The organism is Streptococcus oralis (genome assembly GCF_023110435.1).
GTDB lineage: Bacteria > Bacillota > Bacilli > Lactobacillales > Streptococcaceae > Streptococcus > Streptococcus oralis_CF.
This window is the reverse complement of the sequence record NZ_JALDWB010000007.1, coordinates 816-22028: the sequence shown is the minus strand read 5'-3', so window position 1 is coordinate 22028 and position 21213 is coordinate 816. Positions and strand designations below refer to the sequence as shown.

Annotated in this window: 19 protein-coding genes, 1 tRNA gene and 2 pseudogenes; 2 read left to right on the top strand and 20 right to left on the bottom strand. The window is 36.3% G+C overall.

Annotation, left to right across the window (positions count from 1 at the left end; genetic code table 11):
* Positions 1 to 121: 121 nt before the first annotated feature.
* Positions 122 to 574: pseudogene (locus M1F97_RS08220) on the top strand (ISL3 family transposase); the annotation flags it as partial.
* Positions 575 to 879: 305 nt separating this feature from the next.
* Here M1F97_RS08220 and M1F97_RS08215 read toward each other — a convergent pair.
* The 19 genes and pseudogenes from M1F97_RS08215 to M1F97_RS08125 all read right to left on the bottom strand — a co-directional run bounded on the left by M1F97_RS08215 (position 880) and on the right by M1F97_RS08125 (position 19267).
* Positions 880 to 1302 carry a hypothetical protein gene (locus M1F97_RS08215; protein ID WP_247944780.1) on the bottom strand — a complete coding sequence of 141 codons (423 nt, stop codon included), beginning with the start codon at positions 1300 to 1302 and terminating at the stop codon, positions 880 to 882.
* A 185-nt stretch (positions 1303 to 1487) separates the two neighbouring features.
* A complete protein-coding gene (locus M1F97_RS08210; RefSeq protein WP_049510011.1) occupies positions 1488 to 1916 on the bottom strand; it encodes an Imm63 family immunity protein in 429 nt (142 codons plus the stop codon).
* Positions 1917 to 1926: 10 nt separating this feature from the next.
* Positions 1927 to 3198, bottom strand: a complete 1272-nt coding sequence (locus tag M1F97_RS08205) for a TNT domain-containing protein (RefSeq protein ID WP_247944824.1) — start codon at positions 3196 to 3198, stop codon at positions 1927 to 1929.
* A gap of 165 nt (positions 3199 to 3363) precedes the next feature.
* Positions 3364 to 3768: pseudogene (locus tag M1F97_RS08200) on the bottom strand (T7SS effector LXG polymorphic toxin); the annotation flags it as partial.
* Between the two features lie 38 nt (positions 3769 to 3806).
* Positions 3807 to 4157, bottom strand: a complete 351-nt coding sequence (locus tag M1F97_RS08195) for a TIGR04197 family type VII secretion effector (RefSeq protein WP_247944779.1) — start codon at positions 4155 to 4157, stop codon at positions 3807 to 3809.
* Positions 4158 to 4161: 4 nt separating this feature from the next.
* Positions 4162 to 4596, bottom strand: coding sequence for a YwqH-like family protein (locus tag M1F97_RS08190; protein ID WP_247944778.1), 435 nt, complete (start codon positions 4594 to 4596; stop codon positions 4162 to 4164).
* A 3-nt stretch (positions 4597 to 4599) separates the two neighbouring features.
* Positions 4600 to 4929, bottom strand: coding sequence for a DUF4176 domain-containing protein (locus tag M1F97_RS08185; protein WP_247944777.1), 330 nt, complete (start codon positions 4927 to 4929; stop codon positions 4600 to 4602).
* Positions 4930 to 5075: 146 nt separating this feature from the next.
* Positions 5076 to 5384 (bottom strand): DUF4176 domain-containing protein, encoded by a 309-nt coding sequence (locus M1F97_RS08180; protein WP_247944776.1) that lies wholly within the window; start codon positions 5382 to 5384, stop codon positions 5076 to 5078.
* Positions 5377 to 6294: a hypothetical protein gene (locus tag M1F97_RS08175; protein WP_247944775.1), complete on the bottom strand. Its 918-nt coding sequence runs from the start codon at positions 6292 to 6294 to the stop codon at positions 5377 to 5379. Before M1F97_RS08175 ends, M1F97_RS08180 begins: the two co-directional genes overlap by 8 nt.
* A complete protein-coding gene (locus tag M1F97_RS08170) occupies positions 6284 to 7177 on the bottom strand; it encodes a hypothetical protein (RefSeq protein ID WP_247944774.1) in 894 nt (297 codons plus the stop codon). The genes M1F97_RS08175 and M1F97_RS08170 overlap by 11 nt, the downstream gene beginning before the upstream one ends.
* A gap of 5 nt (positions 7178 to 7182) precedes the next feature.
* The gene (locus M1F97_RS08165) at positions 7183 to 8628 is read right to left on the bottom strand and encodes a hypothetical protein (protein ID WP_247944773.1); all 1446 of its coding nucleotides are present in this window, start codon (positions 8626 to 8628) and stop codon (positions 7183 to 7185) included.
* A gap of 14 nt (positions 8629 to 8642) precedes the next feature.
* Entirely contained in the window at positions 8643 to 8960 is a 318-nt protein-coding gene (locus tag M1F97_RS08160) for a hypothetical protein (protein ID WP_247944772.1), read from the bottom strand.
* A complete protein-coding gene (locus tag M1F97_RS08155) occupies positions 8947 to 9258 on the bottom strand; it encodes a TIGR04197 family type VII secretion effector (RefSeq protein WP_247944771.1) in 312 nt (103 codons plus the stop codon). The genes M1F97_RS08160 and M1F97_RS08155 overlap by 14 nt, the downstream gene beginning before the upstream one ends.
* A gap of 11 nt (positions 9259 to 9269) precedes the next feature.
* The gene (gene essC / locus M1F97_RS08150; RefSeq protein ID WP_247944770.1) at positions 9270 to 13646 is read right to left on the bottom strand and encodes a type VII secretion protein EssC; all 4377 of its coding nucleotides are present in this window, start codon (positions 13644 to 13646) and stop codon (positions 9270 to 9272) included.
* A 9-nt stretch (positions 13647 to 13655) separates the two neighbouring features.
* Positions 13656 to 14810, bottom strand: coding sequence for a type VII secretion protein EssB (essB, locus tag M1F97_RS08145; protein WP_247944769.1), 1155 nt, complete (start codon positions 14808 to 14810; stop codon positions 13656 to 13658).
* Positions 14811 to 14824: 14 nt separating this feature from the next.
* Positions 14825 to 15067 carry a hypothetical protein gene (locus tag M1F97_RS08140; RefSeq protein ID WP_000393429.1) on the bottom strand — a complete coding sequence of 81 codons (243 nt, stop codon included), beginning with the start codon at positions 15065 to 15067 and terminating at the stop codon, positions 14825 to 14827.
* A gap of 123 nt (positions 15068 to 15190) precedes the next feature.
* Positions 15191 to 15652 (bottom strand): type VII secretion protein EssA, encoded by a 462-nt coding sequence (essA, locus tag M1F97_RS08135; protein WP_247944768.1) that lies wholly within the window; start codon positions 15650 to 15652, stop codon positions 15191 to 15193.
* A 1-nt stretch (position 15653) separates the two neighbouring features.
* Positions 15654 to 18908: a type VII secretion protein EsaA gene (gene esaA, locus M1F97_RS08130; protein WP_247944767.1), complete on the bottom strand. Its 3255-nt coding sequence runs from the start codon at positions 18906 to 18908 to the stop codon at positions 15654 to 15656.
* Positions 18909 to 18970: 62 nt separating this feature from the next.
* Positions 18971 to 19267: a WXG100 family type VII secretion target gene (locus M1F97_RS08125; protein WP_000016588.1), complete on the bottom strand. Its 297-nt coding sequence runs from the start codon at positions 19265 to 19267 to the stop codon at positions 18971 to 18973.
* Positions 19268 to 19611: 344 nt separating this feature from the next.
* Between M1F97_RS08125 and M1F97_RS08120 the strand changes: the two genes are divergently transcribed.
* Positions 19612 to 20868, top strand: coding sequence for an ISL3 family transposase (locus M1F97_RS08120; protein WP_247944766.1), 1257 nt, complete (start codon positions 19612 to 19614; stop codon positions 20866 to 20868).
* A gap of 121 nt (positions 20869 to 20989) precedes the next feature.
* Here the strand turns inward: M1F97_RS08120 and M1F97_RS08115 are convergent.
* A tRNA-Ser gene (locus M1F97_RS08115) sits at positions 20990 to 21077 on the bottom strand.
* Positions 21078 to 21213 lie beyond the last annotated feature (136 nt).

Sequence of the window (21213 nt, the reverse complement as noted above, 5' to 3'; positions counted from 1 at the left end):
TAGATAATAGAGCTCTATAATTCTGTAGTGAGTAAAACCACTATGGAGATTCTGTAGCCTAGAAAAAAGTCCCAAAAGATCTATAATGAAAAGCGACCAAACCATCATTAGAAAGAATCATATGGAACCATTACATTTTATCACAAACCTACTAGACATTAAAGACCCTAACATCAAGAGTGTAGATATTATCAATATGGATCCCCCACAAGGAAATCACTGAAGAAATATGAGTTTCAAAAACCGTCTAAGATTCCTTCCCCTGAAAAGACTGGCACGCCTACTAGAATTCTCCTTAAAAACGCCGTTTAAAGTGCTATCATTACTCAAAAACTAGTTGAAAAAACTTCTATGACCGATATCGCTCACCAGCTTTCCATTTCAACTTCAACCGTCATTCGGAAGCTCAATGACTTTAGTCGACTTCATAAGACTATGTCCTGAGACGAGTACGCCTTTAAAATGAGTTTTATCCGTACAAGGCTTTAAGAATCTCAATATCATCACTGTCCTTGAATGCAGAACACAAGCGATTATTCGAAATCGCTTTCTTCACTATGATGGAGCTGTCCAGGCTCTTGACCTGATTCATGAGGAAGTTATAGTCCATGACCGTACTGGTATGACTACTTCCTGAACAGCTCACCAAGTCTGAAATCTTGTTCTTGGTCGTCTTCAAGAGCTCAATCTCACTCTTCAAATCGTCCCGTGAACTCTTCAAATCACTATGTAATCGTGTAAACACCTGACCTGGTAGCTTTGTATGAAGATCACCATCAATTTGATAGTAGCCGTCCTTGTACAGTAGGAGATTGGTGCTTAATGTAAAAAACAGGAACTTGCTTACAACTGAAAGAGGATAAACAAGTTCCTTACATGCTATTTCAATGGTGATACATAATCATCTGGAAGTTTCCCTCTCCAGTCAATCCACATTTGCTCAGCAATTGGAATTAATCTTTCAAGTTCTTCATGAGTAAATAACTCTCTAGTTTCAGGTAAATCAATTAATGATGTAGGACTCTCTTCTATGAATCGTTTCTCACTAGCTTTCTTTTCTTCTTCCGTTGGTGGCCAACGATCGTTCTCCGCTTTAAAATCAATTTCACGTGCCGTCCTCCTGCCTAATAAATATTCGTTAAAATCAGAAGAATTAATTTCAAAGATACGACGAACTGAAGCTACTCCAAACTCTCCAAAAGTGTAGTATTTTCCTTCATGTGTTCGAAAATCATATCCCTTCGGTGACTCAATCTTATCAAAGGTATCAAATTCTTCCCATGTTATTTTAGTTAAACTCATTTTAATCTCCTCCTAATTTTCTAATTGTAAATTCTCCCCACGGAACTTCGTCAATGACTGCTTCTGGCATATTCCCTGGGAAAGTTTTTCCTCCTGGTTTCCAAAAACCATCAAAAGCAGAATCTTCATTTCCGCTTGGAATTCTTGGGTTTTAAACTGAAATAACAACGGAATTATACGAATCATTAATGCTCTTTTTCGAACCATAAAGTGTATAGCGGACTGATTTTCTCAAATAATTCCTTTTCGTATTGATATCTATTCTCTTGTACTTTCTCAACTATTTGACTAACTTTCTCAAATTCATTATTTTTAATCAATTTGTCAATTAAATCTACATCTTTTTCATCAATCTTTTGCGAGGAAACATTCTTAATGATTATCTTTAAAATTTGATAAGTCACCTCATTATCATCTAATTTAGAAATCTCGGATGTTATTTTTCCTCTCTCAGTAAAAACTAGATTATACCTTCCATTTCTATCCTCTATTATAGAAATTCCCTCCGGAAAGTAGGGAGGTTGTTCAGAAAAATGAATTCCAAATTCACCTAATTTTATGTTTCCAATTTTTGAAACTTCGGATTCAATTTTGTTTTTTAATTTTATTAGCATTTAATTATTCCTATTTCAATTTAAGTAGAAAATTCCCTTTTTCTAATTCATCAATTGTTAAATATGTATAATATTGAATTCCCATACCAGGTTCATCAAACCAAGGTGCAACTAATCCTTCTTTTGTTGGTATTTCTTTTAGAACAATGTAGTCTGAATTCGGTTGGAGTTTCATAAAAGGAGGTAAGGCTTTCTCACCAAATGTTGCTCCTTCAGGAGAGAAATACCTTCCTGTTGGATTAGAACCAATTCTGTTTATTCGAGTTCCAGGCAATATAACAGATTCTTTGTATTCGCCATTCAAAAATCCATGTTTATATATACTTCCATCAACTCTACCCATGGAACTCTCGGGACTTCCTGGATAAATTGTATCCCCTGTTAGCTGATTAAAATAATCTGGATTATCATATACATTTTTATTTTTAAGGTAAAATTCTGGCTCAGGTGGATATGACCAATTTCTTAATTTGACTCTATCGTATGGTTCGATACCTGCCTCCGCATATTTGTGCCATTGAAGATATCTCTGACGATCCATCGGTTCCATACTCATCAAGGTTTTCTGGAATTTCTCCTTCGCCAGATATTGGTCAAAGTTACTGGATTCCCTCGCAAGCCTACTTTCTTCCAAATTTTTCAGAATCTGCTCTCGGTTATACTTCGGTGCTTCGACATCTACTTTCACCTTATTGAGACTAAACTTGCTGGCTGCTGAAGCTGCCGCATAGCCTCCTACGATATTCCCGATAAAGTTTGCGGTTTGGGCATCTTCTTCACTACCACCTAGGAGCTTAGTCCCATGATAGGCAACCTGACCCGTTGTATAAGCACCGGCTTCCCCTATCGCAAACTGGGTCAAGCCTTTGACAACGCTTTGCGTATGCCCTATAGGAATCATGATGGCACTCGCCGTCACAAAGAGCCCACCAACCTGATGGTAAAGCTTGTCATTCCCCATGAAAAGCGTATCTCGGATAAAGTTTTTTGCCTTGGTATGGCCATCCCCTGCATTCCCAAGTTGGATATTATGAATCCCTTCCCCTGCATTAGAGGTCCCATAGGCAAACGTTCCAAGTCCAGCCGTTAAGCCAAATCCAAAAACCAAAGGTGTCGCAGACCCACAGGTCGCTACAATCGCGAGAACCCCAATCGCAGCTGTCAGTACACCAAGACCTAAGTCTATCCAACCCTTCTTGGCTCGATCCTCCGCAGCCAAGGCCTCAAAACGAGCCTTGTCCCGCTCCTGAGCGGCTTTCACTCGTTCAACGCGACTCTCCATCTGCTTGGTTGCCTGTTGGTAAGCTATCGCAAAACGTTGGACAGACTTGAGTTTCGCAAAATCTCCTGACTGATAAGTCCCTACCTTACGTGTCTTCCCTGCGTGCTCTGCTATCAAGGCCTTAGTCGCAGCTAAAAGTTCCTTAAAGGCAACCAAATCCTGACTCGCATGACTACTTTCATACTGGATGATGGAGCTGTCCAAGTTCTTGATCTGATTGAGCAGAAAGTTATAGTCCATGACTGTGCTGGTATGACTACTACCTTCGTAACTCACTAAGTCTGAAATCTTGTCCTTGGTCGCATTTAAGACCTCAATCTCACTCTTTAGATTGTCCCGTGAACTCTTTAAATCACTATGAAGGTTGGTAAACTCCTGACCTGGTAGCTTTGCATGATTGCTGGAATCAATTTGATAGTAGCCATCCTTGTAAAGCAAGAGGTTGGATGAGTAGTCATTCATCAAGTTGACCAGAGTTTGAAGGAGGGTTCCATGCACCTCTACTAGGTAGGTGCGCATACTCGAAATAGCCTGCCCTTGGAGGTTGGTGTTATTGATAAAATCCGTCATAGCGGTATTGAGATTATTTATGGCCTCTCCCCAAGCATTCATCGTCTTTTGACTTGAGCAGAGGTGATATCATCAAATGTTATCTTGTAACTCATAGAACCTCCCTGCTGCAAGCCAGAAAACATCGTTTGTCCCAATACTGTATCTGTACGAGCCAATTCTTTTCCTGTAGCTGCCATCAAGGCGATGTCCGCTCCCAATAAGGATGTATATCTCGTCATCAACTGACAGAGCTCATTGAATTGTTCCTGATACAAATCGAGCACCTTGGATTCCGATGTTGTTTTGAAGTTTGGCTTACTCACTCCAGCCAAACTAGCCTGAGCCTTAGTCAAACTACTGATGTGTGAGTTAAACAGAACCTCGGATAATTGAATCGTTCCATACATGACCTTACCCCTCCTTCGTATGTAGTAGCTTCTCGATGAAATTCCCCAGATTGTTAATCTGACTCTGACACCAGCCAATAATGCCGTTTTCTTCATTCTTTTGGTTCTCTAATCTAGTGATTTCATCACAGATGGCATCATAGAAGGTATTCATCTCCGTTTGGAAACTCGTGTAGTCACTGGAGAAGGTTTCCCACTGCTTGGTAAAATCATCCTTTTGTTTGCCTTGCCATTCAGGCTGAATATTTCGGTGCATAATAGGATACTTGATATTGTGAACATTCTGTTGGATTTCCCCTACAGACTTCTTGGCCGTGCGAAGACGTTCCAATTTTTCATCGATGGAAGTAATCCGGGATTGGGCGGAGGAGATGCTGGAGTAGTGAGCATTCACTCTACCTTGAAGATAATAGATTTGATCATAGTCTATTTCACCCATGTATTATCCTCCTAGTTCATTTGCTTCATTCAACTCAGCAACATTACCTTTAGGGATATCTGTTGTAGATACAACCGAAGCAATATGTTCTAGCATAAGCTCATTATCATCATCGGCATACCCCTCTTGAACAACCTTAAAAACATCTTCATGATTAAAGTAGATAAGACTATCTCCTACCATCCCTTCGGGATAGAGACAAGCTCCGTAATCAAAACGGTAGAGGTCTCCTTTGACGGGTGCTGCAATCACACGAGCAATGATGAGCATCTTTTTAGTACTTCCCTTTAAAACAATAACACTGCCTAGTGGTAATAACTTAGTATCTGACATAAATCCCCTCTCTAAATTTCTAATAATTGAATGGATTCATAGCGATCAGGATAAAGGATGTAACCCTGATTCGGTTTCAGTGCCGGCTCATTTGTGATGTAAGGATAGCGAGTATGATCTTGATCGCTGATGCGTACAATACTAGATTACTTAACTTCCTTTCTAGGAATCTTTAAATCTTCTTCCCATTTACTGTAGATATCCATAAAACGTTCTTCCTCCTCATCTGAATATCCTCTAAAAACAACTTTATCAATATTTTCATGTTGAAAAAAAATCGTTGATTCTGTTTGAAGACCAATTGGATACAGGACTCCCATATAGTCCGCAAATACTTGTTCTCCACTCTCTTGGTCCTCAAAAATTACACCACGTCCAACAATCACTAATTTCCGTGTTCCTTCTTCCAAATAGACAATACTCCCTAAAGGTAATAATTCATTTGATTTACTCATTTTCTAATAACCCCTTGTGTTTTTTTAAATATTTTTTTCCATACCACTCTTCTACAGTTTTCCCTTCCCATTCACGGTATTCTTCGGAATATTTCCATTTATAGTAAGCTTGAAGAAAATAAGGAAACATGAAATAAATTTCAAAAGCAGCAACTAAAATATTAAGAATCTGTATTGAAACCAAAATACCGAATCCTCCAATCAAATTATTCCTATTCTCCATTGAACTTGAGAAAAAGATACGAATGACTAGCCAAATTGCCACAACCAAACCACCATACTTAGCAAGTATACTAAACACCCTGCCGAAGAATCTATCACTAAAACTTTTCTTTAGAGTTGTCCCATATAACAATTTTCCTAATGACTCACACTTAGAAAGAATCATTGAAATAATTATTAATAATATCAATCCTACAAAAGTGAACATTCCCCAAAATCCAGTTACTGCATAAATTAAGTTTAGAGACAAAAGATTAAGTTCAACAAATAACCATATAATAAAGGTAACCATGAAATGAAATTGGCCCCTATAAAGCAAAATGAACTGCTGATTGAATCGCTTCCCTAGTATAATCAGTAAAAGCCATATTGCAAGTGCAATCCAAAATACCCAGTACGGAAGAAAATTAATGTCGGGTAAGGAGACTGTTAAATCTCTAGGATCAGAATGGTAAAATAAATAATCATTTAAAGCTACAATCAACCAATTGGGACCAATTATAAATAGGAAAGTCAGAATTACCAGCCAAACATATGATTTTTTTGTTCCTCTAAATTGCTCTTTTTTTAAAGCATCTTGGTAATTGTCCCGAGCAAATTTCCCTGAGACCCCATCATCTAATAAATTTAAACTCTCTTCAAAACTTGCTTTAAATAGTGACTTTTTTGTCATAAGTTTAATTCTCAATCTTCTTTTCTACTAATTCTGAGTGCTTTTTCAAGTATCTCTTTCCATACCATTCTTCCACTGATTTGCCTTCCCACTCGCGGTATTCTTCAGGGTATTTCCATTTGTAGTATCCTTCTAAAAAGAAAGGAAACTCCATAAATACAATCATAGCGATTAAAGCAATATTTAACAGAATCCAAAATATAAAGAGACCAAAACCAGTTATGGAAGATGAAAAATTAATAGAAAAAGCTTTGAAAATATAATTAACAATCACAGCCAAACCCAATATACCTGCTCCATAAATAGCAATACCTTTGGCAATTTTATCTTGTAAGGTAGGTTGCTTAACTTCTCCATACATTCGTTTTTTCAAACTTCTAAGCTCTGTTCTTAACATTGCATAAGTCAACAATACTAGAAGCCCCAAAAGTACTAAGATCCCCCATATTGATAACATAGGTAAAGAGATAGTTATTGCCAGCAAATTAAATTCAAACATAAACCATATCATAAAAGTTATAATATGAAAGCGATAGCGATAAGGGAGAATATAAGTCCGTTTAAAGAATTTGCCCACTAATACCATTAACAACCAAATTAATAAACAAATTAAATACACTTCAACTGTTAGTAAAGACTGCTGAGAAATAGGCAATCTCAAATCCTTAGGATCAGAATCATGTAAGGACATCGCAAAAACAAGTACCATGAAATTTATACCTATCGGAAATAATAAACTAAAAATTAGGGTTTGAACGCTAAACCAAAAAGAAGGGTTCCCTTTCTTAAAGACTTTCCCAAGTTTATTATAATAATCTTTCTTCTGATACTGTAAAAACCCATCATCTTCCAAATTTAAACTCTCTTCAAAACTTGCTTTAAAAATTGATTTCTTCATACTTTTCACCCAAATCCTAATGCCTTACCAATTCCACCAATTCCCTTAGAAACCGCACCTGCAAATCCTTCGATTCCTTTTCCAACATTATTGATAATATTTTTTGTTCCCTGCACTGGATCATCAAAAAATTTAGGCTCAAGCCACTTGATTCCTTGGATAGCCGCTCCAATGCCAGCTCCAATAAATGCTCCTGGGATACCACCTATCGCTCCTCCGATAGTTGCACCTTCTAGCGGGCCAACGCTAGATATAGCTGAAAGTGCACCTTTCCCAGCAGCTTTACCTATATTCTTCGTTTCAACAAACTCATTTACTCCACTTGAAACAGCCGTGATGCCTAGATCAGCAAAGGTAAATACTGTACCTAATTTCCCAAATAGTTTTGCTCCTTTTGAAAAATAGTTCATTCCTTTACCTATCAAACCAGTGACTTCACTTCCCTTTGTTATATAATCACCAAAACTACTTATCCCTGTAACTTTTTCCAAGCCTTTTCTAACTAGGGTTTCAACAGGAGTAGCTATATTCTCTGTATACTCAACTAACTTTGATAATATGATACTGTTTTTACCTAAGCCTTCATATTTAGCTAAGTGTTCCAGAATAAGATCAACCGCTTTATAGCCCTTGGCACCAGATTTCTCAACTGCATACAAAATCTCCCAAAAACCGTCTGATTTTAGAACAGATTCTGTAAATTTATTGGGCAATAAGCTTAAAACCTGACTTAAGCGCTTGGCTGCATCAGTATCCATGACCTCTTTAAATCGTTCATATAAATTTTCCTCACTGTTAATTATACGCTTCTCCCATTTCTCCTCCACTGTTTTTGCCCACTCCAGCTCTTTAGAACTTGGTATGACAAAAGTTTGACTGCTACTGTCCCATGACGTTCTAGTTTGTCTCAAGGCAGTATTAATAGCATTAGCTAATTGTGGTATATCTGAAAAAAATTTACTCGAGACAGCATTATATTCACGTAATTTTCTCAACTTATCTTCCAATTGACTTTTAACTCTGCGTTGCAGTATTTCTCCTGATCTAAGATTAGAAATATAAGGATAATTGGGAGTATCCTTACGATACTCTAAGTATATTAAATCAACATAGCGACCAATCAATCTATCTGCTCTATAAATCTTCTCTACTAGCTCACTTTCCCTTAAATCCATGCTATCAACATGGTTACGATATTCACTAGGAAGTTTTGCACAAGCTGATGTAATAGCTTCGTCCAATAAAATACATGCCTTCAGTAAGGGAATTAAAATTATTTGGCTATACCGTTTAGCAGAGTCGTATGTTTCCCCAGTTAAACTGGGACTCGCGAAAATAAATTGTTCTAAGGCAAACTGGAGTGACTGATACGAACTAATTCGATTCTTTAGAATTCCCTCAACACTACTAGTTTGAGCATCTGAAAATCCTAGATACATATCTATGCTCATGTTTATCTCCCTTCCTATGGCTTGAGTTCTTCATTAATTTCCTTTTCTTGATGAAGACGACGCTGTTCATGTAGAAGTTCCTCACGTTCTTGAATAAAAGACTTTTTTACCTTTTTATCAAGGTGATAATGTTCCTCTAGAAATTCTGTGAAAATTTTAGAATCAATTGATGAGGCAAAAACTTCTGTATTTTCTGTCAAAAATTGTGAGGAAGCCTTTGATAAGTCTTCATAAGTCTCCTGTTTTTGTATTTGATCTTTAAGATCTTGGGCATTTATTTCTAACTTATCTACCAAATTTTTTTTACGTCTTTTAAATTCATCTTGGCTCATTCAAACTAAATTCCTTACTACTTTCTAAATTACCTAGCTTTTGACCAAGGTTAAAGTCCATTGCTTGAAAAGTTTCCGAAACGTTTTGAAGATTCTGTGACATAGAAACTAAGGTATTGGCAACTTGGGTAGCTATTGATTGGGACAAATCAATAGCTGAAATAGCATCACTATTCCCTGAAAGAGTTGTTTTATCATCTTTTATTACTGTCCCTATACTTGATAAAGTGTGTACTCCTTGAATCAATGCTGTAGCATGTTGCTGAGCAGTAATCGTATCATTTTGTAAAATAACCATAAATCCCCTCTCTAAATTTCTAATAATTGAATCGATTCATAGCGATCAGGATAAAGGATGTAACCCTGGTTCGGTTTCAGTGCCGGCTCATTTGTGATGTAAGGATAGCGAGTATGATCTTGATCGCTAATACGTACACCAAGAAAGACTTGATCCACTAACTGATTCGCCAATTTTACAAAAGTGTCGTAATTGTTCGCTACTAGATCTTGGTAGGCGCCTATAAAGAGCAAGGTTACTCCATACTGAGTTCCTTCACTAAGGAGTTGCTTGAAGTCCAGTTCGCTCACTCCAGCCGCCATAGCCGTCGCAGCAAGATCTGGTATCAAAATTAACCATTTTGGATAGTCCTGATTTGGAGACGCAACCCGTTTCTTAAAGTCTTCTAATATCGTCTTCATGACATTATCAACCTCTAAAGAAGTATCAAAACGTTGAATCCCATCAAAGAACTGATTGTTAATGCGCTGACTAGGATCTAAAATAACAGTATTGTACTTACCTGATAAACGGTTTAGGTGATATTCTAGTAATTTATAGTAATTCGTTACAAAAGCAGGACTATTTGAAGCTACAAGCATCGGACGTTCAAAACTAAAGGATGCTGGGACAACTGCTTCTCTTTCAAGTCCCAAGATAAAGTCTTGACTGCTTTCTAAGATTTCTGCCATCACTTCTTTGGTTACCTTTTCTGGCAACATTGGGATGCCTGCAGGAAGTGGGCCATCGTATGCCACAGCCATTGCTTCTTGTTCTGCACGAACTTCTTTTATGTAGTCCGTATAATGTTCACTGCTGTATGGCAACATCACTTGGAATTGGACGATGTCATCAAATTTAGCTATGGCACGGCCTTTGATTTCATCGAGTGGAATATTGGAACGTCCTACTACACCTGACAAGTCACTGTTATCAAATAAGAAGAGCGAAATCTTGGTCTTAAAGTTGGATTGTAACTGTAAACGCATCGCATTGAGACGAGAAAGTGTCACGACTAGATAGATTCCTAGAGAAGCTCCATCTCGAGCAATGACATTTAAAGTATCATAAAAGGCATCTACGAATGGGGCATCCATCACACTATCAAAACCATCTATCTCGATGAAAATAGTTGGAAAACTCTCATCTGACAACTGATTATACTGCGTTAGATTTGTGGCTCTTGCTTGAGAAAGAGCACTTTTCCGAGTTTTTATCTCTCTATTCAAGAATCGAAGAGATTTCATGATTTTCTCAGTTTCATCCAAGGTGAAGTAATCTGCAATATGAGGAAAATCAGAAATAGAGATTAAGCCACTAGTGCCAAAGTCATAGAGGTAGAAATGAACTTGTTCTGGTGTGTGCTTACGAATCACATCCATCGCAAAATTCTGTAGAAAAGTGGACTTCCCAAATCCTGGACTAGAAACTAATAAAATATGGCCTCTTTGTTCCATATTGAAATAAAGGGGGGATTGTTCCTGTCTTTCAGGAATATCTTGATACCCAACTAAAATAGGTTGTATTTCCTCTGAACGCCCCCAATAATCCTTGAAGTTAGTCGATTGTGTATCTTTGGCATATATCCTTTCTTCAAGTGGTGGCAACCAAGGACTAGCTACCTGATGAATATGAAGGCCGTCAAATATTTCACGAGCTTTTTCTACAATGGCGTCCAATTCTGTTGGAACAGCCTTTGCTTCTTTTTTATTGACTAAACCACTCAAGTCTTTATTAATCGCATTGTATTGACCATTACTTGTAATCTCATACACAGTTGTATTTTTTTGAACATGATTTCGTCCTTCTGGATTATAATCCGCACCCGACCATGCACTCTGGAACAATTCATAGATTTCATTGTTTCCGACTTGAAGATAGGCTCTACCTGTCTGGGTGATTTCTGCAGCATCAGGTGTTTTGATTACTTCTCTAGAATCTGCAACATCCTGTACTTTAAGAGCTATTTTAAACTTCGAGTTTGACCAAATTTGATCATTAACAACCCCACTAGGTTTTTGGGTGGCTAAAATTAATTTAACTCCCAATGAACGACCAATACGTGCGGTAGATACCAATTCATCCATGAAGTCTGGTTGATTCGCCTTCAACTCTGCAAACTCATCACTAATGATTAATAGGTGTGGTAATGGTTCTTTGACCTTCCCTTCTTTGAAGAGTTTCATGTACTGGTTGATATGATTGACGTCATTTTCGGCAAAAATACGCTGACGCTTCTTAAGTTCAGCTTTGATAGATACCAGAGCTCGATTAGCCTGGTTGCCATCCAAGTTCGTAATCGTACCAACGACGTGAGGTAGGTCTGCAAAGAGATTGGCCATACCTCCACCTTTATAGTCAATCAAGAGGAAAGCAACCTCATACGGATGGTAGTTCACAGCTAAAGATAGAATGTAGGACTGAATAAGCTCAGACTTTCCTGATCCCGTAGTACCAGCAATCAATCCATGAGGTCCATGAGCCTTCTCATGAATGTTTAGATAAAGAATATCATCACGACCTCGTACTCCTAGAGGAACAGCCATTGTTTGGAAAGTCTCATTCTCTTGCCATCGTTTTAAAAGATCTAGTTCCTCTACTTTATTGACTCCATACATCTCTAGGAAGGTAATGCTATTCGGAATCGAATTACGTAAAGTCTGAACATGATGAATCCCCGCAAGATTTCTCGCAAAATTTTCCTTTTCCAATAAACTTACAGGAGGAAGAGGCGTAATTTCTTTATTTGTATAATTGCCATCCTGAAGTAATACGGTACCTTTTTTATCTCCTCGATAGTCAACAACTGTCTTAACGTGTTCTGGCAGACTTTCAAGCACTTCTTCTACGAAAACGTAATGAATCCCTAAATGAGATAAATCTTCATTGATGTATTCCATAATGTTGTGATCCAACATCAGGCTTAAATCTGTAATAAAGAGAATATAATGAGGGCTGTATTGCTTTTCTTTCCCTTTGTCCTGCTCACTATCTAACTTTCTGTCTTTAATAACTTGATAGAGCGACGTTAATAGTTGATCTCGAGTACGTTGATTGTAAACAAAGCCACGACTATTCAATGCTTTAATTTTCGTATGAGGTAACCATCGGCTCCAATTCCATAGTTCCAACTCTTCCTCTCGGAAAATTGGAATAAACTGTAAATCATGGTAACTTTGGAAAGTCGCTAATTGCATCATCATCTGTTGAACTTGTTCAATCACTATTTGACGTGTCCCTATATATCCTGTGGGACTCGTTAATGTATGAGTAATAGGAACCTGATCAGTCACACGATAGTAAGAAAGTAATTCTTGAATTTTTTGATTAGCAGTTACATTATATTTAGTCAATTCCGAATCAGAGTACTCAATGTAGAAACTGGAGCCAACTTCACCCAAACCTAAACGATAAGACAGAAAATCAAAGTGATAGAGTGTTTTTTCGTAAATACGTCTATCAGTTTTTTCGACCATCTCCAAAATTTGATCCATGTCAGGAAAGTGATACACCAAAGCCTCCACTTGTTCTTCACGTAAGGTAGCTAACTGTGAATATTTGGTTTCTAAATATTTCATATACTCATCAATTTTCTGTTCCTGAAGTTCTTTATGTGATTTTTTGTCAGAAAAATAAGTATGAATGGACGTACCAATAGTAATGACAGACATCCCCATCATCATAAACATCATTCCACCGCTACGTGAAAAGTAAACCGTCAGTAAGGTAAAAGCAATCATTGCTAACGGAGTAATAAGCAATTTTAGTAATGATTGTTTTTTACCTTCGTCCTCTGTTGGTGCCGGAGCAATTATTACTTTCTCTTCTGGCTCTCTTAAAATAATCCGAGGAGAGCGATGAAATTCTTTTGAACGATCTTCGACTGTTACCTCAGAAAAAGGCAATAAGCTCGTCTCAATAGAAAATAGTGAATGGAGCGATAGAATTTGTTTTTGAACAGATAAACCTAGACCCTGTTCAAAAACAATTTGATCCATATCTTGAATCTTTTGCTTTCCTGTTTTTCTTTCACCGTTAATATAATATGGACTAGCACTGTAAATCGTCTTATTTGTCCCATCAAGGGTCAAAATGATTTCTGTAGGAAAATCAACTAAGCGAATAGAGGCTTCTTCCTTATCTGATAAATAGAGTATTTTTTCGGGAAGAAGATAATACTCTGTATTGCCAATAACTAGTAGTGAAACAGCTGTCTTCTCATCTATAGAAATCAAGTGTTTCCCATAAGTATAAGTGTTTCCTAGCAGTTCAACTCCCGTTTCCTTGACTTCCAACATCATATTCTCAAGAATAGGAAGATAGATATTAGAATCTCCTGAAGGCCCTATTTGATAGGTATTTCCTGTATAGAGTGGATAAACATTTTCTTCAAAAATTAAATAATTCATACACCACTCCTATCTTGAATCTGTGGAGGTTGAGGTCGTGTTCGACTTGTTAGCTTCTGGTGTTAAGTAGTTTTTCTTCAACTCTTCCAACTTGCCTTTATAACTATTCAATTGCTCCGTACGTTGTTCTGATGTTAAATTAGGATTTCTCTGGACTTCATCAATCTTTTTAGTCATACCATACATTAATAACTGTGGATCATCTAGGTAACTTGCAATATCCATAGCTTCATCAATTTTCGACTGACCAATCAACACCCAATAGCGAAGGTAGTCTGTATTTGACTGAGTTGATATTTTGGATAACTCTGTCTTTTGTGCTTCAGTTAAAGGTTCAGTTTTAATTACTGAATAAGCCACCATATAGGCATCGTCCTGACTAAGTGATTTAGAATCCATATTTTTAACAGTAGAAACAACCGTTGAATAATCTTGATGGACAAAAGCTAGACGCAAATCAGAAATCATTTGTTGACTAGGCATGGCGAACAAGGTAAAGTAAAGGATTCCAATAATCGAAAGCGCTCCAATAATTGATGTTATTATGGTGGTCAACTTCAATCGTGAAACAAGTTTATTAGACACACGTGAAAAGTTTTCTTTATTTTGTTCCTTTTCTTTCAGATAATTTTCCACTAATAAAGATAGAATTTCATCCAAACTTTCTGCCTTCATGATAGTTTCACAAAATAGTTTTCCTTTGTAAAACGGTGACTGTCCCTCTATCAACTCTTCATAACTTACCTTTTTATCTAGTAGAGATACAATCATGGCTTTGAAGTTAACTGTAAACTCATCTAAACTTAATGCATCATATGGTGGTACTTGTCCTTTGACACCACGAAAAACAAATAGGGGATTCCCATTTCGTGAAAATACTAGATTATTGGGTGATAATTCATAAGTATAAATAGAATCCTTCAGCGAGTTAAATAATTGACCAATATTTATCAGATGACGCAATTTTTCTTCATCAATCATCGTAATCAACTTATCCCAAGAATAATATTCATCTGTCAAAAGACTTTCAATCGTTAATTTATCTTCCTCCTCAATTGCATTTTGAGCTACAAAATAAGGTTGTTCTGCCGTTAATAGAGCATATGCTATTTCACGATTTCCTTTGATATCTCCAATAACTAATTCATGTTTTTGAATTTCCATATTTTACTCCCTAATTATATTCTTTCTAATTTTAATAACACTCCGTCTTTTACTAATGTTAGACTACTAGTACTAGCAAGTATCTCTCCAGACTGTTGATTTCTTACACTTGGATTCAATGTCTTGACCTCTATGCCATAAGTATCGGATACGATTTGTATCAATTCTTTAATGGTTAACTCAATAGGAACTCTTAAATCTAATATTTTAGATAAAAAAGGTGAACAATCAAGACTAATATTAATGTACTCTTCCATAAAAACCTCCTAATCTTATACCATTATGTTTATTATATCACGCAAAACATGAATATTAAAGAGTTTTCTGCTTATAAAAAAAGGAGATACAGCTGTATCTCCTAAAATATTTTTCTATTGATTTTATTGTTTAAATGTATGTAATTTTTTATATATGAGTGAATAGATTGTAACAATTACCCCTAGTATAAACAATAAAATTGCTGTCCAAGAAACAGGAGAATTTACATTATTAAGTGAAACATTCTTTTTATCACTATGATTGACTTGAATTTGACTGGTAAATAAAGCAGATTGATAATCATTAACAACATTCTCTGATACTACCTTAGTGATAAATAAGTTTGTTTTAACTAATTGATACTTTTCTTCATCAACTTTTTTAGTAGTATCAATCAATTTATATGTCTCAGGACGAAATAACTTTGTTAAATTCCCTTCCTGTTCAAAGTACTGAATCTCTGTTTTCTTTGTATTTTTATCTAAAGAGGTGTCTATTTGCAAAGAGCCATCATTTGCAAAAGCGACACTCTCCCCTGTAAAAATTGAAAACAATAGAAAAATAAAGACAATAGCTTTTTTCATATTACTTGTTATCCTTAACTTGTCGATACAAGAAAACATTCCCAAGTCCTAAAGCAATCGTTAAAACTACAATTACAACTACTGACTGTACAACTCCACTTTGTTGATTAATAAACAATTTCACCACACCTTCTAGATAAGTCAAAGGAGAAAGTGTTGCTAAAATAGGAGCTGAGTTCACATAATATTCGTCAAATAATTGAGTCGCTGAGATGATGTAAAGTAGTATTAGACTTACACTTATCAAAAATCCTAAACTTTTTAGCTTATCAATAAGAATATTCAGACCATATGTCATCATTAGACTTACTAACATAAGAAGTACTATAAACCAACTCAATTGTGCTAGAGAGAAACCAAGTTTAATTCCAGAAACAGTCGCAATTATAAAACCAGCAACCACTGAAATAGCACTAAGGAAGAGCATAGGGCCAGAAGAATTTTTCCATGATAAACGATCTTTCAAACTCATTAATCTTTGTAATTCTTCTTTATCTGCATGTTGGAAAAGATAAGCAACAACTAAACTAACAAGATAGCTAATTAAGATAATAAGAAGCCCTGATCTCTCATCTTGACGATTAGACTGTGATTGAGCATTGGTAGCAGCCGACACTACATTACCAATTTTGGAAGCATCAACAGGATTAGACAAATATTCATAGACAGCTTCATTTTTGGTGTTACCTGTTCTAGTATTGCTCAAAACTGTAGAAAAGTTTTTAAGAAATTCTTCGTTTGATCCATATTCACTAGACATGATATTTTTCAACTCAGAGACACGACCACTCAATGATTCACCGTCTTTTTCCAAAGCATTAATATCATTCGCCAACTGATTAATAGTAGATTCTATCATCTCAGAAACAGCCTGATTTGCTTTTGTATTGTTCATCAACGTTGTACTAGCTGACATCAGTTTAATCAGGTCACTGTTCATATCCATACTAACTGTAACCATATCGGTATTATCTACTTTTTCTGTTTCAACAAAACTAGGTTTATCTTTAATCGTTTTATCCACTAATTTGCTCTGCTCAATCAACTGACTTAACTGTTTCATTAAATCTTTGGTTGTTGTTCTCAGCTGTTCAATATTAGATGTTAATTTCTCAGCGTTAGCTAATCGAGACTGAATATCCGTCAATTTTTTATCCGAAATCTTCAAATCTGATTTTAAAGCTTCAACTGTGGTCGCTTTGATTAGATTGGTCACAATAGTCTTGAGGTCATCATTATTTGCTAAAGCAGCAAGAGAACCTTCTGCTGGAATAAACATATGTTCTGAGTACGTATTTTTAGATAAATCTAAACCATAATACGCAGAGACAAGACCTGACAATTGTAGATATGCATCTACATCTTTATAAATAGCTTGAGTTAGTTTCGTAGGATTATATTCCCAGTTAGAAATAATGTCTTGCATCTCATAATGGCGATTCAAAACTTTTTTTTCTGTCTGATTTGTCTTGGTAGTTGTGATAGTCTTCGTTACAGTGATAATTTCTACTGGTTTTTTTTCTTCAGTAGTAAGGGCACTCGTTCCTGAAACGGTAGATGATGCTACAGGAGTAGATGGAGTGACAGGCGCTGCATGAGCTGTCTCTGTCACTGTTGTTTCCTCTACGTATGGAGCATCTTCCTTTACAACCTTCACATCCTCAGTCGTATCTAATTTATATTTCACAACCACAGGCGATAAGACGCTGATATCATTTTCATTCTTGATTCCTAGTGTATAAGAAATAGACAAGCCAGCAGAAGCTTCAATAGGAATATTAAGTTGATAGTTACCACCCCCAAGATCAGAAAATTCATAGTTTGATTCCTTAAGATAGTATCCACTTGGTACCATTAGAATTAATTTTGAAACTTTTCCTTCAAATGAAGGTAAAGTTAGCTCACGTCTTGTTGTACTCTTAGATTTTATATCATCCTTTAAATGAGAAAGTTCATTATTTTCAAGTGTTGTAGCTTGCAAAGTTGGTAATTCTTTCCCTGTCTTCTTACTATACCACTGTATAAAAGCACTAATATTTTTCAAATGTTGTTTATCAGTATCAGATAAGGAAAGGTTATTAATAGCTGCATCATCGTAATATACACTTGGCCACTTGCTCGTAATTTGATTTTGCATACTAGTATTCAACGACTTGATGTAACTACCGAGAGTTTTACTTGCTCCATCTACCACTGAAGAGTTTTTAGTTAAGGAAGACTCTACTGCTTCTCTAATCTTTGTATCATAATTAGATAAAGTATCATCAATATCCTTGTTATTATTCTTTAAAATATCAAGAAGATCTGCTATATCTTTATTATAGGAAGTTACTGTGTCAGAAGTTTCTTTCCAAATAGCGGGCTCTGATAAATTCTCAGTAATCTGAGTATTTATATCTGTTAATTTAGATAATTGTCCCTCAACTGACAATTTAGAAAAATCATTATCATAGTTTGACAAAGCCTGCTCTCTAGTATCCAAAGAACTTTGCCATTTTTTTTGTTGAGCTTTTATTTGTTCGATTGTTCCCTCGTATGTTTTATCAACAGAAATAATTGATTTAAAAGCATCATTACTATTTAATAAATCTTTGTTAAATGACGAATAAGTTGATAATAGATTATTGGGCGATGAACCTAAGCCATTAAATTGCTGGCTATATTGAGCAAGAGGATTTACCAAGTTATTATTAAAGGACGCTAGTGACTCTTGTTCATTTGCAACTACATCTGAGACCTGCCCTTGTGCAGTTCTTAAGTTTCCAATAATACTAGTAAAATAAATATTAATCAAGTCCTTATTAAAAAGCTCTTTAAAAGCAACTACAGCTTGTTCTGCCTGCTTAACAGTTAATTGATCACTTGACTGAATTTGATATTGAAACTTCGCCTGAACAGGTGATGTGGATTCGAGAGCTAAAGCTTCTTCTGAAAACTTACTTGGGAAGACTACCATCAACTGGTAGTTCTCATTTTTCAAACCACTTTCAGCAATTGATCGAGAAACCACTTCCACTTTGTAATTATTTTTAGAAATAAACGAATTTACTAAAGTATTAGCGATATTAATTGGCTGTCCATTATATACCTTGCCTGTATCCTCATTAACAACTGCAACTTTGATGGGAGCTTGTTGTACTGAAGACTCGGAATTCGTTCGACTGATAGGTGTTGGTTTTACAATAGCAAAGAAAGACACTAGCATTGTAACAAACAACAATAACAAGCCTAAACTAAATAAAACTTTCTTTTTCACATTTTCTCCTTAACTAGATATAGTAAAAAAGTTGAGGATTTCTCCTCAACCTCAACTTTAGATTATTGAAGACCAAAGTTTCTAGATAAATCTTGGTCATTTTGTTGCATCGCTTGAGCAGTCTTATCAAGTTGTGTATTGATTTGTTGCATCAAATCAGCAAAGTTTTCAACCTTTGGTTTCAATTCAAGGAATTGTTGATCAAAGCCTTGGAACGCAGCACCTTCCCACTCTGAACGCAAGGTGTCTTGCAAGCGTTGAAGATTGCTCAAAATAACTCTGATATCGTTTGCAGCTTTTCCATATTCACGTGCACGTGATTGGAGAGTCTCTGGAGATACACGAATTTGTCCTGACATATTTTCACTCCTACTATATTTTTTATTTTATTTTAACATTATTCAAACTTTAAGGCAAGTATTTTTATTTAAAAATGGTATTTTCAAAGCATATTATTTATGAAAATTATATAATAAAGTTAGCCACCCAAACTTCCTAAAAATGAGCTGATTCAACTAGCTTCTAGCTAGTCCTTGATTTCATTTGATAACAGCTTCAAGAGGGCCTGTTGTCAAACTACGGCTCTATAATATTTGTAGTGGGTAAATCCCCTATAGATATTATGGAGCCTATTTTTGTGTAGAAAAAAAGTCCCATAAGACCTATAATGAAAAGCGACCAAACCATCATTAGAAAGAATCTTATGGAACAATTACATTTTATCACAAAATTACTAGACATCAAAGACCCTAATATCCAATTTGTAGATGTTGTTAATAGGGATACACACAAGGAAATCATCGCTAAACTGGACTATGACGCCCCATCTCGCCCTGATCGCGGAAGCCAAATGAAGAAATATGACTTCCAAAAACCGTCTAAGATTCCTTACCTTAAAACGACTGGTATGCCTACTAGAATCCTCTTTAAAAAGCGTCGTTTTAAGTGCTATCATTGCTCGAAAATGATGGTAGCTGAGACTTCTCTAGTCAAGAAGAACCACCAAATTCCTCATATTATCAACCAAAAAATTGCTCAGAAGTTGATTGAAAAGACTTCTATGACCGATATTGCCCATCAACTGTCCATTTCAACTTCAACTGTCATTCGCAAGCTTAATAACTTCCGTTTTAAGCACGATTTTTCTCATCTTCCAGAGATTATGTCCTGGGATGAGTATGCCTTCACTAAGGGAAAGATGAGCTTCATTGCACAAGATTTTGACAATCTTAATATCATCACTGTTCTTGAGGGAAGAACACAAGCTATCATCCGAAATCACTTTCTGCGCTACGATCGAGCTGTTCGTTGTCAGGTGAGAATCATTACAATGGATATGTTTAGCCCTTACTATGACTTGGCTAAACAGCTTTTTCCATGTGCTAAAATCGTTCTAGATCGCTTTCACATTGTTCAACACTTAAGCCGTGCTATGAGCCGTGTGCGGGTCCAAATCATGAACCAATTCGATAGAAAATCCCATGAATACAAGGCTATCAAGCGCTACTGGAAGCTCATTCAACAAGATAGCCGTAAACTCAGCGATAAGAGATTTTATCGCCCTGCTTTTCGTATGCACTTAACGAATAGAGAAATTCTAGACAAGCTTTTGAGCTATTCAGAAGACTTAAAACACCACTATCATCTCTACCAACTCTTGCTTTTTCACTTTCAGAATAAGGAACCCGAGAAATTTTTCGGACTCATTGAGGACAATCTAAAGCTGGTTCATCCTCTTTTTCAGACTGTCTTTAAAACCTTCCTCAAAGATAAAGAGAAAATTGTCAACGCCCTTCAACTACCCTATTCTAACGCAAAATTAGAGGCGACTAATAATCTCATTAAACTCATCAAACGAAATACCTTTGGTTTTCGAAACTTTGAAAACTTCAAAAAAAGGATTTTCATCACTCTGAACATCAAAAAAGAAAGGACAAAATTTGTCCTTTCTCGATCTTAGCTGACTTCAACCCACTACAGTTGACAAAGAGCCAAAAAAAGGAGAGTACCAATGTGGCTCTCTCCAGAATATGACTTTTTACCAACCCACTAGAGTTGATAAAGATTCTCAAATTATATCACGGAGAATGGGGGATTCGAACCCCCGCGCCAGTTACCCGACCTAACGATTTAGCAAACCGTCCTCTTCAGCCTCTTGAGTAATTCTCCAAAATATTAATTAATAAGTATATACGAACCCCCCACACTCACGTCACAGCACTCTGTATACGGAGAATGGGGGATTCGAACCCCCGCGCCAGTTACCCGACCTAACGATTTAGCAAACCGTCCTCTTCAGCCTCTT

Coding starts and splice junctions, on each gene's coding strand:
- M1F97_RS08120 (WP_247944766.1), top strand. CDS start 19,612: ATGGAACAATTACATTTTATCACAAAATTACTAGACATCAAAGACCCT.
- M1F97_RS08165 (WP_247944773.1), bottom strand. CDS start 8,628: ATGAGCATAGATATGTATCTAGGATTTTCAGATGCTCAAACTAGTAGT.
- essC (WP_247944770.1), bottom strand. CDS start 13,646: ATGAATTATTTAATTTTTGAAGAAAATGTTTATCCACTCTATACAGGA.
- M1F97_RS08215 (WP_247944780.1), bottom strand. CDS start 1,302: ATGAGTTTAACTAAAATAACATGGGAAGAATTTGATACCTTTGATAAG.
- M1F97_RS08185 (WP_247944777.1), bottom strand. CDS start 4,929: ATGTCAGATACTAAGTTATTACCACTAGGCAGTGTTATTGTTTTAAAG.
- essA (WP_247944768.1), bottom strand. CDS start 15,652: ATGAAAAAAGCTATTGTCTTTATTTTTCTATTGTTTTCAATTTTTACA.
- M1F97_RS08210 (WP_049510011.1), bottom strand. CDS start 1,916: ATGCTAATAAAATTAAAAAACAAAATTGAATCCGAAGTTTCAAAAATT.
- M1F97_RS08170 (WP_247944774.1), bottom strand. CDS start 7,177: ATGAAGAAATCAATTTTTAAAGCAAGTTTTGAAGAGAGTTTAAATTTG.
- M1F97_RS08190 (WP_247944778.1), bottom strand. CDS start 4,596: ATGGGTGAAATAGACTATGATCAAATCTATTATCTTCAAGGTAGAGTG.
- M1F97_RS08195 (WP_247944779.1), bottom strand. CDS start 4,157: ATGTATGGAACGATTCAATTATCCGAGGTTCTGTTTAACTCACACATC.
- essB (WP_247944769.1), bottom strand. CDS start 14,810: ATGGAAATTCAAAAACATGAATTAGTTATTGGAGATATCAAAGGAAAT.
- M1F97_RS08160 (WP_247944772.1), bottom strand. CDS start 8,960: ATGAGCCAAGATGAATTTAAAAGACGTAAAAAAAATTTGGTAGATAAG.
- M1F97_RS08125 (WP_000016588.1), bottom strand. CDS start 19,267: ATGTCAGGACAAATTCGTGTATCTCCAGAGACTCTCCAATCACGTGCA.
- M1F97_RS08140 (WP_000393429.1), bottom strand. CDS start 15,067: ATGGAAGAGTACATTAATATTAGTCTTGATTGTTCACCTTTTTTATCT.
- M1F97_RS08180 (WP_247944776.1), bottom strand. CDS start 5,384: ATGAGTAAATCAAATGAATTATTACCTTTAGGGAGTATTGTCTATTTG.
- M1F97_RS08205 (WP_247944824.1), bottom strand. CDS start 3,198: ATGGAGAGTCGCGTTGAACGAGTGAAAGCCGCTCAGGAGCGGGACAAG.
- M1F97_RS08155 (WP_247944771.1), bottom strand. CDS start 9,258: ATGGTTATTTTACAAAATGATACGATTACTGCTCAGCAACATGCTACA.